Origin of the sequence: Pseudomonas sp. SED1 (assembly GCF_034044025.1) — a bacterium.
In the GTDB taxonomy this organism is placed as follows: Bacteria; Pseudomonadota; Gammaproteobacteria; order Pseudomonadales; family Pseudomonadaceae; genus Aquipseudomonas.
This window is the reverse complement of record NZ_JAXCIS010000202.1, coordinates 45,999-61,532: the sequence shown is the minus strand read 5'-3', so window position 1 is coordinate 61,532 and position 15,534 is coordinate 45,999. Positions and strand designations below refer to the sequence as shown.

Here is a 15,534-nt window from a genome sequence, read left to right as displayed (position 1 = left end):
ATCAAAATAATTTGAGCTCGATGCGAAAACTATCGTCTTTCCATCGATGACGGCAAGGCTAGACTCGGAAGGACTTAATACCCACAGAGGTTAGACCTGATGGCACTGGCTCCTTTTCACCTGGCGATTCCGGTATTCGACTTGGCGGCTGCGCGGCAGTTTTATGGTGAGGTGTTTGGGTTGGAGGAGGGACGTGCCAGTGATCATTGGGTCGACTTCGACTTCTTCGGGCATCAACTGGTCATCCATGAACACCCGAAAACCGCTTCTCAGGAAGCTGCGCACACCAATGCGGTAGACGGCCACGACGTGCCGGTGCCGCATTTTGGCGTGGTGCTGAGCTGGGATGATTGGCATGCGCTGGCGGAGCGATTGCAGGCGCGGAATACGCGATTTGTGCTTGAGCCGCACATTCGTTTCAAAGGTCAGGTGGGTGAGCAGGCGACGTTGTTTCTGTTTGATCCGTGCGGCAACGCGTTGGAGTTCAAGGCATTCAAGGATATTGGGCAGTTGTTTGCCAAGTGAGGGCGCGTCGATGAATGACCTTGATGCGACGGACATTGCCGACGCGGTGGGCTCTGGTGCAATTACGCCTGCTTTGGTTGCTGAACACTTTCTTGAGCGGATAGGTGTCGACGAGCCAGATATCCAGGCGTTTGCATCCTTCGATGCTGAGGCTGTGAGAAATCAAGCCCGTGGGCTCTGCGCCGGTCTGCTCGCCGGCGTGCCCGTAGGGGTCAAGGACATCTTCGATACGGCCGACCATCCAACGGAATTCTATTCGCCGATTTACCAAGGCAATCGTCCATCGCGAGATGCCCATGTGGTAACGCTATTGCGCCAGGCGGGCGCGATCATCATGGGCAAGACCCACACCACTGAATTTGCCTACATGCACACGGGGCCGACGCGTAATCCGCTCGATCTGTCCCGCACGCCGGGTAGCTCCAGTGCGGGTTCTGCGGCGGGGATGGCGGCCGGGTTCTTCCCGTTGGCGTTGGGGACCCAGACGGCTGGGTCGCTGCTCAAGCCAGCCGCTTATTGTGGGTTGTATGCCTTCAAGCCATCGTTTGGACTCGTCTCGCTGGAAGGCGTGAAACCCCTGGCGCCGAGCTTCGATACGGTGGGTTGGTATGGGCGTTCGGTGCGTGATCTTGAGCGAGTGGCGCGGGTGTTGATCCCGGGGTTTCCGGCTGTTGAGGCAGGGCGCCGGCCTTTGCGGCTTGGCTTCTGCCGTACCTGTCGCTGGTCGGATGTGCAGCCGTCCGTGGCCCAGGCGATTGAGCTGGCGATAGCGAGGTTGGGGCCTCTTGTCAGTGAAGTCGTGTTGCCCGAGGCGTTCGACGGAGTATTCGACGATCACCAGTTGATCAACGATTGCGAGGGTGCCCGTTCGTTGGCCAAGGAGTTTCAGTCTCATCCCGACCTACTCAGCGACTCGACGTTGGCCATGATCGAGCGCGCCCAGGCGACGAGTTGGGAGCAGGAGTCGGCAGCCAAGGCACGCTTGGCGCAACTGGGCCCGCAGCTTGCGCAAATCTGCCAGCCGTTTGATGCGATGTTGAGTGTTTCCTGCGGGATGCTCGCGCCGGTGGGGTTGGAGACCACGGGGCCGTCGGACTTCATCAAGTTCTGGGGCGCGTTTGGGTTGCCGCAGGTGAATGTGCCGGTGGCGCGTGGTGACGGGGAGTTGCCGGTGGGGTTGCAGGTGATTGGGGCGTTCAGGGGGGATGCGCCGTTGCTGAGCGCGGCGCAGGTCATTGTTGATGCATTGGTAAGCTGAAAGGCACTATGGCGGAACACGTCTCTGATCTGTTGAGTGAGCCCCAGGCGGCTCATTCAGAGGATGAAAAATGAAATTCCCTGTGGTGATGCATAAAGACGCTGACTCAGATTACAGCGTGACAGTCCCGGACGTGCCAGGTTGCTTCTCGGCCGGCACTACGTTTTCGGAAGCTCTGGATAACGTGCGCGAAGCCTTGGCGCTGCATCTGGAGGGATTGGTTGCCGATGACGAGCGGCTCCCACAGGCAAGAGAGGTCGACTTCCATTTAGAGAATCGCGACTTTGCTGGTGGAGTGTGGGCGGTCATCGATTTTGATCTCACTCCTTACCTGGGCAAGTCAGTGAGGTTCAACGCCTCATTGCCGGAGCAACTTTTGAATCGTATCGATGAGCGAGTGCAAAAAGACCATCGCTATGCCTCGCGCTCTGGGTTCCTGGCGACGGCGGCTTTGCGCGAACTTTCCGTTTGATAACGGGCTGAGAGAGCACACAGTACAAAAAAGGCTTGTGCCGCAAAGCGTAAGCCTTTCTTTTATCCGAGGCGGGGTGATCAGCGAGATTACGACCCCTTGCACACCTTCGCAGCCGCAGCATCGTTCGGGATAAATGAATCCGGCGCGCCTGGCTTCAGCACCACGTACCCTCGCCGCCAGGGTTGATCGTCCACCAAATTCCAGCGATGCCCTGTACCGGTATTGTCTTCAGCAATCAGTACTTCACCCGGATGCAACGTGAACTTCTCACCGCCGCGAGTCACGAATGCCAAGGTACCGGAGAGCGTCATGACGTACTGGGGCTCCGGGTCGTTATGCCAGCCATACGAGGAGTGCGCCGGGGTTTGCTTGAAGTGGATGGCGGTCACGTCGTTGCGCATGCTCTGGTCGATGGTGCCTACCAGTACGTGGGAGGCGTTGTCGGCGCCGGTGCACAGCTTGAAAGCCTTGATGGTGTCAGTGGCAGCGGGGGCGGCTTGTGCGCCGCTCAAGGTGGCGAGGGTGATTGCGACGGCGGCAGCGGCACGTAGGCCCAGGCGGTGGATTGCGTTGTGCGGCGAACGTTTCTTCTGAGGCATGGAACAAGTTTCCCTCGTGCTGGAGTGGCGTTGACTTGGGAATCATGGTCTTCGCCGTCGCCGTTCGGGACAACTAACTAATCTTTCATTGCTGCACGCCTCAGGCGCCAGAAACGACAAAGCCGCGCAATGCGCGGCTTTCAAGATGGTGGGCCCAGTAGGACTCGAACCTACGACCAAGGGATTATGAGTCCCCTGCTCTAACCAACTGAGCTATAGGCCCTCAGTAGGCCGCGGATTATAGCGATGGTTTCTTCGCTGTGCCATCCGAAAAGTCCGAAACGCTCATACGAAGGAAAGTCGCGGCGAAAAGGTCCGGCGGTAGTGGCAGGCTGACGATGTAGCCTTGCATCTGCTCACAGCCTTCAGCCGCCAGAAACGCTTGCTGCGCAGGCGTTTCCACACCCTCAGCGATGATAGTGAATTGCATGCTGTGCCCCAGGGCAATAATGGCGCGTACGATCGCGGCATCGTGTGGGTCATCGGGTAGGCCGCGCACGAAGGATTGGTCGATCTTCAGGAAGTCCAGCGGCAGGCGCTTCAAATAGCTGAGGGACGAATAGCCGGTGCCGAAGTCATCAATGGCCAGTTGCACGCCCAGCCGCTTGAGTTGATGCAGCACCTCCAGCGCTTCTTCGGCCTGGCTCATGATGAAGTTTTCGGTGATCTCCAGTTGCAGGCAGCCGGGCTCCAGCCGGTTGTCCCGCAGCAATTGTTCGATGCGCGCCAGCAGGTTGGGGTGGCGCAGTTGCGCGCCGGCGAGGTTGACGGACAGCGTGCCGAATTCGTCATAGGACTCTCTCCAATCGTGCATTTGTCGGCATGCCTGTTCCAGTACCCAGTCGCCAATCTGCAGGATCATGCCGTTCTCTTCGGCCAGGGCGATGAAGTGCTCGGGTGGCACTTCGCCGAAGGTGGGATGGCGCCAGCGAATCAGCGCTTCGGCGCCGATCAGTTGTTGGGTGTCGAGGCTCAACTTCGGCTGGTAATAGAGAGAAAATTCGTCGCGTTCGATCGCCCGACGAAGTTCGTGTTCAAGCGCCACGCGCTCGTTGGCCTGGGCGGTGAGGTCCTGGGTGTAGCTTTCAACGCGGTTGCGGCCCTTGGCCTTGGAGCGGTACATGGCGGCGTCGGCATTTTTCACCAGGGTGGCAACATCATCTCCGTCCCGTGGATACAGGCTGGTGCCGATGCTGGCGCTGATAAAGAACTCGTGTTCGCCCGCCTGGAACGGCGGGGTGAAGCAGGCCAGCAGTTTATTGGCCAGGTGTTCGGCGTCGCTGGCTTGTTGCAGGCCGGGCAGGAGGATGATGAATTCGTCGCCACCCAGGCGCGCGACGGTGTCGACGTCCCGTAGTTGGTCCTTGAGACGCACGGCGATGTCTTTGAGCAGCAGGTCGCCAATCGGGTGGCCGAGGCTGTCGTTGATGTGTTTGAAGCGGTCGAGGTCGAGGAACAGCACGGCGCCCTGGCTGCCGTTTTCCTGTTGATTGTTGAGGGCGGCCTGCAGGCGGCTTTCGAACAGGGTGCGGTTGGGCAGGCCGGTCAGCGGGTCGTGGTGGGCCTGGTAATCGAGGCGCGCCTGGGCGTGCTTGAGGCTGGAGATGTCGGCGAACACCGCGACAAAGTGGGTGATCGATTGGTCGTGGTTGCGCACGGCGCTGATGGTCAGCCAGCTGGGGTACAGCTCGCCGTTCTTGCGCCGGTTCGAGATCTCGCCTTGCCAATGGCCGTGGGCCGTCAGTTGGTGCCACATGGCCGCGTAGAAGGCGCTGTCGTGCAGGCCGGAGGCGAGCAGGCGCGGGGTTTGACCGAGGGCCTCGGCTTCGCTGTAGCCGGTGATCTCGCTGAAGGCGCGGTTCACAGCGCTGATATTTTGCCGGGTGTCGGTGATCAGTACGCCTTCAGCCGTGCTCTCGAACACGGTGGCGGCCTGTTGCAGCTTTTCCTGCATCAGTTGGCGTTCGGTGATGTCCCGGGCGATGGTGAGCATGCAGTCGTCGTCGCCGATGGGCAGCGGGCGGCTGGAGACCTCGCAGAGGCGAATCTCGCCGTCGTTGCGGCGGATGTGGCAGACAAAGTCGCGGACAAATCCGTCCCGTTGCAGTAGCTCCAGCATGTGTTTGCGTTCGTTCAGGTCGACCCAGATGCCCAGGTCCAGGGTTGACTGGTCGAGTGACATCACGCTGTTGAAGCCGGTTATGCGGCTGAATCCTTCGTTGACTTCAATCAGCAAACCGTCGCTTTGACGGCTCAATAGCAGGCCGTCAGGAGAAGCGTGGAAGGCCTTGGCGAATTTCTCTTCGGAGGTTTGCAGGCGTTGCTGGGTTTCTTTCAGCTGGGTGATGTCGCGCACCACGACCACCAAGGCTTCGGTGGTATCGAGTTGAAAGGGTTCGGCGGAGATCAGCCCGGTGAAGGCCTGGCCGTTATTGCGCCGGAAGGGCATTTCCAGGTTGCGGATGCTGGTGGTCTGTACCCGTTGCAGCAGGCCGGGGCCTACGCCCTGAATGCCCCAGATATTCAGTTCGGTGGCGGTTTTTCCCACGACGTCTTCGGCGCTCAGCCCGATCTGGTCTTCGAATGCCTTATTGACCTCCATCAGGCAGCCGTCGGACAGACGAGCGATCACCAGGATGTCGGGGCATTGCTGGAACACCGAGGCAAACTTCTGTTCCGAAAGCTGCAATGCTTCCTCGGTGCGCTTGGCTTCGCTGATGTCGATCATCAGGCCACGTAGCACTGGCTCGTGGCCGTGCTCGATCAGGCTGACGATGTCCCGCACCCACAGGCAGCGGCCATCAGCGGTGATCACGCGGTAGTCGACGCTGTGGTCACGGTTGGCTCGGGTTTCTGCGTAGCAATAGGATTCGGTGCGGGTCAGGTCGGCCGGGTGGATGATGTTGCGCCAGAAGCCCGGGATCAGCCAATGGGCGCGGGGGTAACCGAGCAGCTCCTCGGCATGGGGCGACACGTAGCTGTAGGTGAAATCGCTGATGCTGGCTTCCCAGGCAATCGCGGAAAGGCTCTCGACCAGGCCGCGATAGTGGTATTCGCTGCTGCGCAGTTCCTGTTCGAGGGCGACACGGCGGGAGATCTCCGAACTGAGCCGGCGATTGATCCGGATGACCACCGCCAGCACGATGCTCAATAACAATACGGCCGGCAGCCCGTAGAGCAGTACATCCGTCCAGAGGGTGCGGTGGTCGATGACATTGCCGACCCAGCGTTGCTGGATGGCCTCGGTTTCGGCCGGGCTGATATCCGCCAGGACCTTGTCGAGGATGCCCACTAGCATCTTGTCGGCGCTGGGTACGCCCATGGCCAATTGATAGCGATAGGGCGTTTCGCCACTGACGTACAGGCCTTCCAGCTTCAGTTGGCGCAGGCTCCACACGCTGGACGCCAGATCGCCGACCACGGCATCAACCTTGTCGGTGGCCAGGGCCTGCAGCGCCGAACTGACGTTGGGCATGGCCACGAGGTTGAGGTCGGGATGGTGAGTGCGTAGCAGTTCGTGGGGGGCATAGTTCTCTACCACGGCGATCTTCAGCCCATAGAGGTCCTTGAGGTTGCGCGGTTGCGGCCCGCCTTCATGGGCGAGGATGACGATGGGGAAGTCGAGATAGGGTCGGGTGAACGACAGGAAGCCTTGGCGTTCCGGGGTGGACATGATGCCCGGTAGCAGGTCGAGTTGGTTGTTGCGAGCCTGCTCCAGCACCGCATTCCAGTTTGCCGGCTCGATCAGCTTTAGCCGGACCCCAAGGCGATCCTGCATCAGCCGCACGTAATCGGCGGCCAGGCCCTGGTAGCGACCGTCTTCATCGCGGTATTCAAAGGGGGGCCAAGAGGCATCGACGCCCAGGCGCAACTCTTGGTGGTCCGCCAGCCAGCCACGCTCTTCATCGGTGAGAGTCAACGCGCCAGCCGTTGCGGTCCAGGTCAGCAGCGACAGCAGTAACACGGTCGGCAATCTGAGCATAACGGTCTCGTTATGGCACGGGGAATGTTTCGAGTGTAGACGGGCATTGCGGGGGAGGGGAGGCGGCGAGGATTTAATCTGTAGAAGCAAAAACCCCGGCCTGGGCCGGGGTTTTTGTGATCACTCGTCGAGGAAGGAGCGCAAATGCTCGCTTCTCGTCGGGTGGCGCAGCTTGCGCAACGCCTTGGCTTCGATCTGACGAATCCGCTCACGGGTAACGTCGAACTGCTTACCGACTTCCTCAAGGGTGTGGTCGGTATTCATGTCGATGCCGAAGCGCATACGCAGTACCTTGGCTTCACGGGCAGTGAGGCCGGACAGTACGTCGCGAGTCGCTTCTTTCAGGCTCTCAACGGTGGCAACATCGATTGGCGACTGCATGGTCGAGTCTTCGATGAAGTCACCCAGGTGGGAGTCTTCGTCATCACCGATCGGGGTTTCCATGGAGATCGGCTCTTTAGCGATCTTCAATACCTTGCGGATTTTATCCTCAGGCATTTCCATGCGTTCGCCCAGCTCTTCCGGGGTCGGTTCGCGACCCATTTCCTGCAACATCTGCCGGGAAATACGGTTGAGCTTGTTGATCGTCTCGATCATGTGCACCGGAATACGGATGGTGCGGGCCTGGTCGGCGATCGAGCGAGTGATCGCCTGACGGATCCACCAGGTGGCATAAGTCGAGAATTTGTAGCCGCGACGGTATTCGAACTTATCCACCGCTTTCATCAAGCCGATGTTGCCTTCCTGGATCAGATCGAGGAATTGCAGGCCACGGTTGGTGTACTTCTTGGCGATGGAGATCACCAGACGCAAGTTCGCTTCAACCATCTCTTTCTTCGCGCGGCGGGCCTTGGCCTCACCGATCGACATGCGACGGTTGATGTCCTTGATCTCGGCAATCGTCAGACCGGTTTCGGTCTGCAATGCAGTCAGCTTCTGCTGGCAACGAACGATGTCGGCCTGGAAGCGACCAATGGCTTCAGCGTATTTGCTTTTGCCTTTGGCCAGTGCGTCGGTCCAGCTTTCGTCGACTTCGTTGCCCGGGAACTGGCGCAGGAAATCGGCACGCGGCATGCGCGCATCACGGACACAGAGCTGCATGATCGCACGCTCTTGTGCACGCAGACGCTCAAGGGCGCTACGAACCCGCTCAACCAGGCCTTCGAATTGCTTCGGTACCAGTTTGATCGGCATGAAGAGTTCAGCCAGGGCCAACAATTCAGCAGTTGCCTGCTTGCTGCCGCGACCGTGCTTCTTCAGGGCCTTGCGAGCCAGTTCCATCTGATCGGAGACCGCGCCAAAGCGCTGGGCTGCGATGATCGGATCCGGACCGCTTTCGACTTCTTCTTCGTCATCGGTGCTGGCTTCAGCTTCTTCTTCGTCGGTGTCGTCGTCTGCTTTGGCAGCCTTGGCATCGATCGGCGGAGGAACTTCAGCCGCAGGTGGCGCAATGCCGTCGTCCGGGTCGATATAACCGCTCAGGACGTCGGACAGGCGGCCACCTTCGGTGGTGACGCGAGTGTACTCGGAGAGAATGTGGTCAACCGTGCCTGGGAAGTGCGCGATTGCGCCCATCACTTCACGAATGCCCTCTTCGATACGCTTGGCGATTTCGATTTCGCCTTCACGTGTCAGCAGCTCTACCGTTCCCATTTCGCGCATATACATGCGCACAGGGTCAGTCGTGCGACCGATGTCGGTCTCGACCGCTGCCAACGCGGCGGCTGCTTCTTCAGCGGCTGCCTCGTCGGTATCGGCGTCGGCCAACATAAGGGCGTCCGCATCCGGAGCACTCTCGTGTACGGGGATCCCCATGTCATTAATCATGCGGATGATGTCTTCCACCTGCTCTGGATCTGAAATATCCTCAGGCAGGTGGTCGTTGACCTCTGCGTAAGTCAGATACTTCTGCTCACGACCAAGGGTGATCAACTCTTTGATACGAGACTGCTGTTGCGCTTTTCCGGACATAACACCCTATCCACTGAAGGTCTTGGCGGGCAAAAAACAAGCCGAGGATTATACCCGAGCTATGACCTCACACGCCAGCTGAGGTCGGGTTTGATGCGGAAACATTGCGACTTAAAAGGTCGCGCAGTTGATTTTTCTCTTCGGCGGTCAATTCACTCTGACGCGCTTTTCGAAGAAGTTGTTCCAGGTTTCGCTCGCGTTGACGAGCTACCAAGCTAGTAATGGTGTCGAAAAACTGTTGTTCAAGGTTATCGCCATCAATCAGCCATTCCTTTTCTGCCAACGCCTTTAGCAAGCGGCCCTGTTCAGTGCCGTGCCAGCGTGCAATCAGCTGGAATGAGTTTAGCTTAGGATTCTTCTGTACGGCCTCGAGCAGGGCCACCAACAGTTGTGTATTGGTGTGGTCTTCGGCCGCAAAGTGCCCCGCGTCTTCGACTTTTTGTGCCAGCTGCGGGTGATGCAAAAGTGTGCGCAGGGCTGCCATGGTGGGCGGCTCTACTGCTGCTGGGACGCGCGGGCCGCGCGGTTCGTCACGGTCACCGCCACGTTTGCCGTTTTTGTCCCAGGGTTTCTTGTCCCATTTCTTGCCGCCGGCGCCGGGTTTCTTCGGTGTCCACTCCTGCTGGGGCGTGTAGGCCTCCTGCGGTTGGTGGAAGTCGGAATAGTCCGGCATGGCGTCGTAATCCATGCCCGGGTCGTAGGCCGGCGGTGCTTCTTGCGGCGCGCTGCGCGCCAGCTGGCTGACGGCCTCGCCACTCAATCCGGTAATTTCCAGCAGTCGCTGGCGCATCAGGGTCCGCAGGTTGGCGCCCGGAACTTTGTCGATCAGCGGTGCCGCGAGGGTGACCATATGGGCCTTGCCTTCGAGGGAGCGCGGGTCGGACTCTTCGGTCAGTTGCTGGAAAAAATAATCGGCCAGCGGTTGTGCGTGCTGGTTGATGCGTGCGCGGAACGCGTCGGTGCCTTCGGAGCGGACCAGGGTGTCCGGGTCTTCGCCTTCGGGCAGGAACAGGAAGCGTGCGCGACGTCCGTCCTGCAGGCTTGAAAGCGTTGACTCAAGGGCGCGCCAGGCGGCATTGCGGCCGGCCTGGTCGCCGTCGAAGCAGAACAGCACGTTGGGCACCACGCGGAACAGACGCTTCAAGTGCTCTTCGCTGGTCGCGGTGCCCAGGGTGGCCACGGCATTGCGCAAGCCTTGCTGGGCCAGGGCGATCACGTCCATATAGCCTTCAACCACGATGATTTCATCGAGGTTGCGATTGTTTTTGCGCGCTTCAAACAGGCCGTAGAGTTCCTGGCCTTTATGGAACACCGGGGTTTCCGGTGAGTTCAGGTATTTAGGCTTGTCGTCCCCCAGTACCCGGCCGCCGAACGCGATAATGCGGCCGCGACTGTCGCGGATCGGAAACATCACGCGATCGCGGAAACGGTCATAGCGCTTGCCCGTCTCAGCGTTTTCCACCAACAGGCCGGCGTCGATCATGGCTTTTTGCTGCAGGGTGTCGCTGCTCAGGTGCTTGTACAGATTGTCCCAGCCGGGCGGGGCGAAACCGAGGCCGAAGTCGCGGGCGATTTCACCGGTCAGGCCGCGGCCCTTGAGGTAATCGACGGCGGCTTTGCGCTGCGGGTGGCTTTTCAGTGCCTGGCGGTAAAAATCGGCAGCAGCGGTGAGCAGCGGGTACAGCGGCGAATCGGTGGGTTGCCGCGGTTTGTGCGGGCGGCCACTTTCTTCGCGGGGGATTTCCATGCCGGCGGCTTTCGCCAGTTCCTCGACGGCCTGGGGGAAGTCCAGGTTGTCGTGGTCCATGATGAAGCCGAGGGCGTTGCCGCCGGCGCCGCAGCCGAAGCAGTAATAGAACTGCTTGTCGGGGCTGACGCTGAACGACGGCGTCTTTTCTTTGTGGAACGGGCAGCAGGCGGTGTAGTTCTTGCCGGCCTTTTTCATTTGCAGGCGCGAGCTGACAACATCGACGATGTCGGTGCGGTTCAGAAGGTCGTCAATAAAGCTCTGGGGAATTAGCCCGGCCATGGCGTTCTCGTCATCACTGCGTGTAAAAGAGGGCCCGCAAAGTGCTCAAGGCGCGCGTATTGTGCGGCTCGATCAACTGTCGTCTGCTTGGTCTGTCAGGAAGTGTATCTGCCGAACATTCACTGACGTTAGTTCCGATCAGTGCCCGGCGTAGAAATGTTGCCCGGGAGTCCGGTCTTGGCCATGTGCGGGCCTCGGAAGCTCATCGGTGGGCGCAGTCGACCTGTTGATCGCCTGTTAAAAAATAAGTGTGCTCGTCAGTAGCCTTGTTAGGCTCGTCAGAAGAGACGTGCACCGCTGGCAAAAGAGCCAGTCCTGACGTGTGAAGCAGTTCGTTTCAGTCGCGTGTGCGGCCTCAACGGTGAAGCATCAAGCGATATCCGCAAATGCCAACAGCCCGGCTGAGGGCCGGGCTTGGCAGAAGCTTGCTACGAACGTCTGTGTATTAGTACAGACGAACGGCGCGGCGCTGCTCGCGCTGAACTTTCTTGGCGTGACGCTTAACAGCGGCTGCTGCTTTACGCTTACGCTCAGAAGTTGGCTTCTCGTAAAATTCGCGGCTACGAACTTCAGCCAGAACACCGGCTTTTTCGCAGGAGCGCTTGAAACGACGCAGAGCTACGTCGAAGGGTTCGTTCTCTTTTACTTTGACGGCTGGCATCCAGAGCTACCTTCTTTCATTACCGGGAATCAACGTTCTCGTCGCAAAAAATTCGCGGCTGAGGTCGTCGGTTTTTAAGGGTTGCGGATGTTAACCCCTCATTGCCCGGAATGCAAAGCCTCTGATCGAAAACCGCTAGTCGGGAGGGGGAGCGGCGACTATTATGCGCGCCTTCGAATTCAGCCTCTACAAGGCGTAAACCCATGCTAGTTCTGGGATTAGAAACCTCGTGCGACGAAACCGGTGTCGCACTTTACGACAGTGAACGCGGGCTTTTGGCCGACGCACTGTTCAGTCAGATCGACCTGCATCGCGCCTATGGTGGCGTGGTGCCGGAGCTGGCCAGCCGTGATCATGTGAAACGCATGCTGCCATTGATTCGCCAGGTATTGGACGAGGCCGGCTGCGTGCCGACCGAGATCGACGCCATTGCCTATACCGCAGGCCCGGGATTGGTCGGAGCCCTGCTGGTTGGGGCCTCTTGCGCCCAGGCGCTGGCATTTGCCTGGGGCATTCCGGCCCTCGGTGTGCACCACATGGAAGGCCATTTACTGGCACCGATGCTGGAAGAAAATCCGCCAGAGTTCCCGTTCGTCGCTTTGTTGGTTTCAGGTGGCCATACGCAGCTGGTTCAGGTCGACGGAATCGGTCAATACACGCTTCTGGGCGAAAGCCTGGACGACGCTGCCGGCGAAGCTTTCGACAAGACCGCGAAGATGATGGGGCTCAATTATCCCGGCGGTCCGGAAATTGCGCGGCTGGCGGAAAAAGGCGTGGCAGGGCGCTACACCTTCCCGCGTCCGATGTGCGATCGCCCTGGCCTGATGTTCAGCTTCAGCGGCTTGAAAACCTCTGCCCTGAATACCTGGCAGCAGAGCGTCAGCGCCGGAGACGACAGTGAACAAGCCCGTTGCGACATCTCGCTGGCGTTCCAGCAGGCCGTGGTGGAGACTTTGACCATCAAGTGCAAGCGGGCCCTGAAGCAGGCGGGTATGAAGCGCCTGGTGATCGCAGGCGGCGTCAGCGCGAACAAGGCTTTGCGCAGCTCCCTGGAGAAAATGCTCGGCGACATGAAGGGCGACGTGTTTTACGCCCGCCCCGAATTCTGTACCGATAACGGCGCGATGATCGCTTATGCCGGTTGCCAGCGTTTGCAGGCCGGGCAGCATGAAAGCCTGGCAATCAGCGTGCAGGCACGCTGGCCGATGGAGCAACTGCCACCGCTGTAACCGGCGAACGTGAACCCGGTTCACCGGGCGTATTTAAAAATGCCGTTCGCGCCCGGCAAACAGGTCGCGTAAATTGCCCCGGTGGCGCCAGACGATCAGCAGCGTGAGCACACTCATCGGCACCAGCGCCGCCGGTTCCTGCCAGGCAAGCAATGGCAACGTCAGCGGTGTGGCGATCAATGCGGCCAGCGAGCTGGTACGGGTCAGGTAGAACGTCAGCAGCCAGGCCAGGATGGCCAGCAGCGCCGCCGGTGGGTAGATGCCCAGCAGCATGCCGGCCGCCGTAGCGACGCCTTTGCCGCCGCGAAAGCGGAAGTACAGCGGGAACAGGTGGCCGAGCACCGCGCAGACGCCGATCCAGGCTTGCTGTTGCAGCGAAAGCCCGGCGAGATCGGCGATCAGCACCGGCAGCAGGCCCTTGCAGACGTCGCCGAACAACGTCAGTACGGCGAGTTTCTTGCCGGCCAGGCGCAACATATTGGTGGCGCCGGCATTGCCTGAGCCACTCATTCGCGGGTCGGGATTTCCCGTCAGGCGGCTGAGCAAAATGGCGAAGGACAGCGAGCCGAGCAGGTAGGCGAGAGTCGCCAGTAACCAAAACATGCTAACTATTCCGGGCGAGGACGCCCTGATTCTAACGGGGCATCGCGCCCTTGTCGTGCAGCGGAGAAGAGTGCTTGGACAGAGTGTTTATCGAAGGCCTGGAAGTCGACACCGTGATCGGGGCCTACGACTGGGAGCGCGGGATCCGGCAATGCCTGCGCCTGGACCTGAGCTTCGCCTGGGATAACCGCCCGGCCGCTGCCGGTGACGACCTGACCCTGGCGCTGGACTACGCCAGCGTGTCCGCGCGTATCCAGGCCTTTGCCGAACAGGCGCAGTTCCAACTGGTGGAAACCTTTGCCGAGCGCCTGGCCGAAGTTTTGATGAGTGAATTCCAGATTCCCTGGCTGCACCTCAAACTGACCAAGCCCGGCGCCGTTCCGGCAGCCAAGGGCGTGGGCGTGGAGATCGAGCGCGGATGTCGCTAACTCAGGTTTACCTTGGTCTTGGCAGCAATATCGAGCGTGAGGCCCATTTACGCGCTGGCCTCGATGCGCTGGCGGCTTTCCTGACGGACCTGCGCTGTTCGGCGGTGTTTGAAAGCCAGCCGGTGGGCATCAAGAGCGGGCCGTTCTTCAATCTGGTGGTGTCGGCGTATACCGACCTGCCGCTGATGGAACTGGACCGTCGACTGAAGTTTATCGAGGCCGACAATGGCCGCTATGCCCCGGATCGCAAAGGCTTGCCGCTGGATATCGACGTGCTGCTGTACGGCGACTTGGTCGGTAACTTCGATGGCCTGATTCTGCCCCGGGCCGAAATCCTGAAGAATGCGTTTGTGCTGTGGCCGCTGTCGCTGATGGCGCCGGAGCGTGTGCACCCTGAGGCGGCCAAGACATTTGCCGCGCTTTGGCAGGATGCACAAATCGATCAGGTACTGGCGCCGGTCGCTTTCGAGTGGCGGAATCAGCCGTTAACGCCGGATGTGCTCTTGTAGGCTTTCAGCGCCTTGAGCCGTTCGCGTTTCAGTGCTTCACCCAGCTCGGGACCTTTGAATCCTTGTTCCAGTAGCGGTGCGACCGCGACACCCCGAGCGGCGAGCGCCGCGCCGCGCAAATAATCCGCTTGTGGATAACTTCTCTGCTCGAGGCCTTTGCGGCCGCGGGCGTCCATCTCGCACGCCACCACAAACTCCTCAAAGCGCTGCGGGCGACGGTAAACGTCAAAGCTTTGCAGCAACTCCAGCAAAGTTGCAGGCCTCAGCTCCAGTGCGCGATGTCCGTGGGTGTGATATTCGCCCACCAGCAGCGCCAGTTCCTGGCAATCCCTTGGTACCTTGAAGCGCTCATTCACCGCCTTGATCAACTGCAGGCCGCGATGCTCATGAGCAATGTGCCGCGGCAACTTATCCACAGGCGTGAGGCCTTTGCCCAGGTCGTGCAGCAGGCAGGCCCAGCGCACGGTCAGCGGTTGGGCATGGATGGCCGCCTGCTCCAGCACGCTCAGCGTGTGGATGCCGGTATCGATCTCGGGGTGATGGGCTTCTGGTTGTGGCACGCCGAACAGCGCGTCGATTTCAGGCATCAGGGTTTTCAACGCGCCACAATCGCGTAGTACCTGGATAAATACCTGTGGCTGATTTTCCATCAGGGCGCGGGAAATTTCTTTCCAGCTGCGCTCAGGCGTCAGGGCTTCCAGCTCGCCTGAATCGCTGAGTTCGCGCATGAGCTCCAGGGTTTCTGGCGCGACGGTAAAACCCAGGCCTGCGTATCGCGCAGCAAAACGGGCAACGCGCAGGACTCGGAGAGGATCTTCGGCGAATGCGGGGGAAACGTGGCGAAGAATACGCTCTTTCAGATCGCGCTGGCCGTGGTACGGATCAGTCAGGTTGCCGTCGTCATCTTCTGCCATTGCATTGATGGTCAGGTCGCGGCGGATCAGGTCTTCTTCCAGGGTAACTTCGGGGCTCGCGTGAAACACAAAGCCACCATAACCCCGGCCGCTCTTGCGCTCTGTGCGGGCGAGGGCGTACTCGTCGCCGTTTTTCGGGTCAAGGAAGACGGGGAAATCCGCGCCCACGGGCTTGTAGCCCAGGGCGAGCATTTCTTCAGTGGTAGCGCCGACTACGACACGGTCGACATCGGTAACGGGGATGCCGAGCAGACGATCACGCACCGCACCGCCGACTTTGTAGATTTGCATGAAAAAGCCTCCATTAGCGGCACAGGATAACGCCTGCGACCCGCCAATGGAGGCTTTGCC

General features: G+C 59.9%; 13 protein-coding genes and 1 tRNA gene. 6 read left to right on the top strand and 8 right to left on the bottom strand.

Translation table 11 applies throughout. The annotated features are described in order from the left end of the window. The first annotated feature begins 99 nt into the window (after positions 1-99). From SNL23_RS25920 to SNL23_RS25910, 3 genes are all read left to right on the top strand, one after another. Positions 100-525, top strand: a complete 426-nt coding sequence (locus SNL23_RS25920) for a VOC family protein (protein ID WP_010167388.1) — start codon at positions 100-102, stop codon at positions 523-525. 10 nt (positions 526-535) lie between these two features. Further along, positions 536-1,783 (top strand): amidase, encoded by a 1,248-nt coding sequence (locus SNL23_RS25915; protein ID WP_318304044.1) that lies wholly within the window; start codon positions 536-538, stop codon positions 1,781-1,783. A gap of 70 nt (positions 1,784-1,853) precedes the next feature. Continuing rightward, positions 1,854-2,255, top strand: a complete 402-nt coding sequence (locus tag SNL23_RS25910; RefSeq protein WP_318304043.1) for a type II toxin-antitoxin system HicB family antitoxin — start codon at positions 1,854-1,856, stop codon at positions 2,253-2,255. An 89-nt stretch (positions 2,256-2,344) separates the two neighbouring features. Here the strand turns inward: SNL23_RS25910 and SNL23_RS25905 are convergent, their stop codons facing one another. The 6 genes from SNL23_RS25905 to rpsU all read right to left on the bottom strand — a co-directional run bounded on the left by SNL23_RS25905 (position 2,345) and on the right by rpsU (position 11,500). Then, positions 2,345-2,857 carry a cupin domain-containing protein gene (locus SNL23_RS25905; protein WP_318304042.1) on the bottom strand — a complete coding sequence of 171 codons (513 nt, stop codon included), beginning with the start codon at positions 2,855-2,857 and terminating at the stop codon, positions 2,345-2,347. Between the two features lie 146 nt (positions 2,858-3,003). Continuing rightward, a tRNA-Ile gene (locus tag SNL23_RS25900) sits at positions 3,004-3,080 on the bottom strand. A gap of 15 nt (positions 3,081-3,095) precedes the next feature. After that, positions 3,096-6,839 (bottom strand): EAL domain-containing protein, encoded by a 3,744-nt coding sequence (locus SNL23_RS25895; RefSeq protein ID WP_318304041.1) that lies wholly within the window; start codon positions 6,837-6,839, stop codon positions 3,096-3,098. Positions 6,840-6,959: 120 nt separating this feature from the next. Then, complete coding sequence (rpoD, locus tag SNL23_RS25890) at positions 6,960-8,810, bottom strand: RNA polymerase sigma factor RpoD (protein WP_076017888.1); 1,851 nt, start codon at positions 8,808-8,810, stop codon at positions 6,960-6,962. Between the two features lie 67 nt (positions 8,811-8,877). Continuing rightward, positions 8,878-10,839, bottom strand: a complete 1,962-nt coding sequence (gene dnaG, locus SNL23_RS25885; protein WP_003211012.1) for a DNA primase — start codon at positions 10,837-10,839, stop codon at positions 8,878-8,880. Positions 10,840-11,284: 445 nt separating this feature from the next. Further along, positions 11,285-11,500: a 30S ribosomal protein S21 gene (rpsU, locus tag SNL23_RS25880; RefSeq protein WP_002551877.1), complete on the bottom strand. Its 216-nt coding sequence runs from the start codon at positions 11,498-11,500 to the stop codon at positions 11,285-11,287. A gap of 203 nt (positions 11,501-11,703) precedes the next feature. Here rpsU and tsaD point away from each other — a divergent pair, with 203 nt between their 5' ends. Beyond that, on the top strand, positions 11,704-12,729 hold the full coding sequence (gene tsaD / locus SNL23_RS25875) for a tRNA (adenosine(37)-N6)-threonylcarbamoyltransferase complex transferase subunit TsaD (RefSeq protein WP_167664174.1): 1,026 nt from the start codon (positions 11,704-11,706) through the stop codon (positions 12,727-12,729). A gap of 33 nt (positions 12,730-12,762) precedes the next feature. Here the strand turns inward: tsaD and plsY are convergent, their stop codons facing one another. Next, positions 12,763-13,332 (bottom strand): glycerol-3-phosphate 1-O-acyltransferase PlsY, encoded by a 570-nt coding sequence (plsY, locus tag SNL23_RS25870; protein WP_088423353.1) that lies wholly within the window; start codon positions 13,330-13,332, stop codon positions 12,763-12,765. 74 nt (positions 13,333-13,406) lie between these two features. On the opposite strand from plsY, the gene folB reads away from it, so the two are divergent. Together folB and folK are read left to right on the top strand one after the other, a co-directional pair. Further along, complete coding sequence (gene folB / locus SNL23_RS25865) at positions 13,407-13,760, top strand: dihydroneopterin aldolase (RefSeq protein WP_003211007.1); 354 nt, start codon at positions 13,407-13,409, stop codon at positions 13,758-13,760. Continuing rightward, a complete protein-coding gene (gene folK, locus SNL23_RS25860) occupies positions 13,751-14,269 on the top strand; it encodes a 2-amino-4-hydroxy-6-hydroxymethyldihydropteridine diphosphokinase (protein ID WP_318304039.1) in 519 nt (172 codons plus the stop codon). Before folB ends, folK begins: the two co-directional genes overlap by 10 nt. Here folK and SNL23_RS25855 read toward each other — a convergent pair. Continuing rightward, positions 14,239-15,474 (bottom strand): multifunctional CCA addition/repair protein, encoded by a 1,236-nt coding sequence (locus SNL23_RS25855; protein WP_318304037.1) that lies wholly within the window; start codon positions 15,472-15,474, stop codon positions 14,239-14,241. The two genes, folK and SNL23_RS25855, sit on opposite strands and share 31 nt — an antisense overlap. Positions 15,475-15,534: the final 60 nt, after the last annotated feature.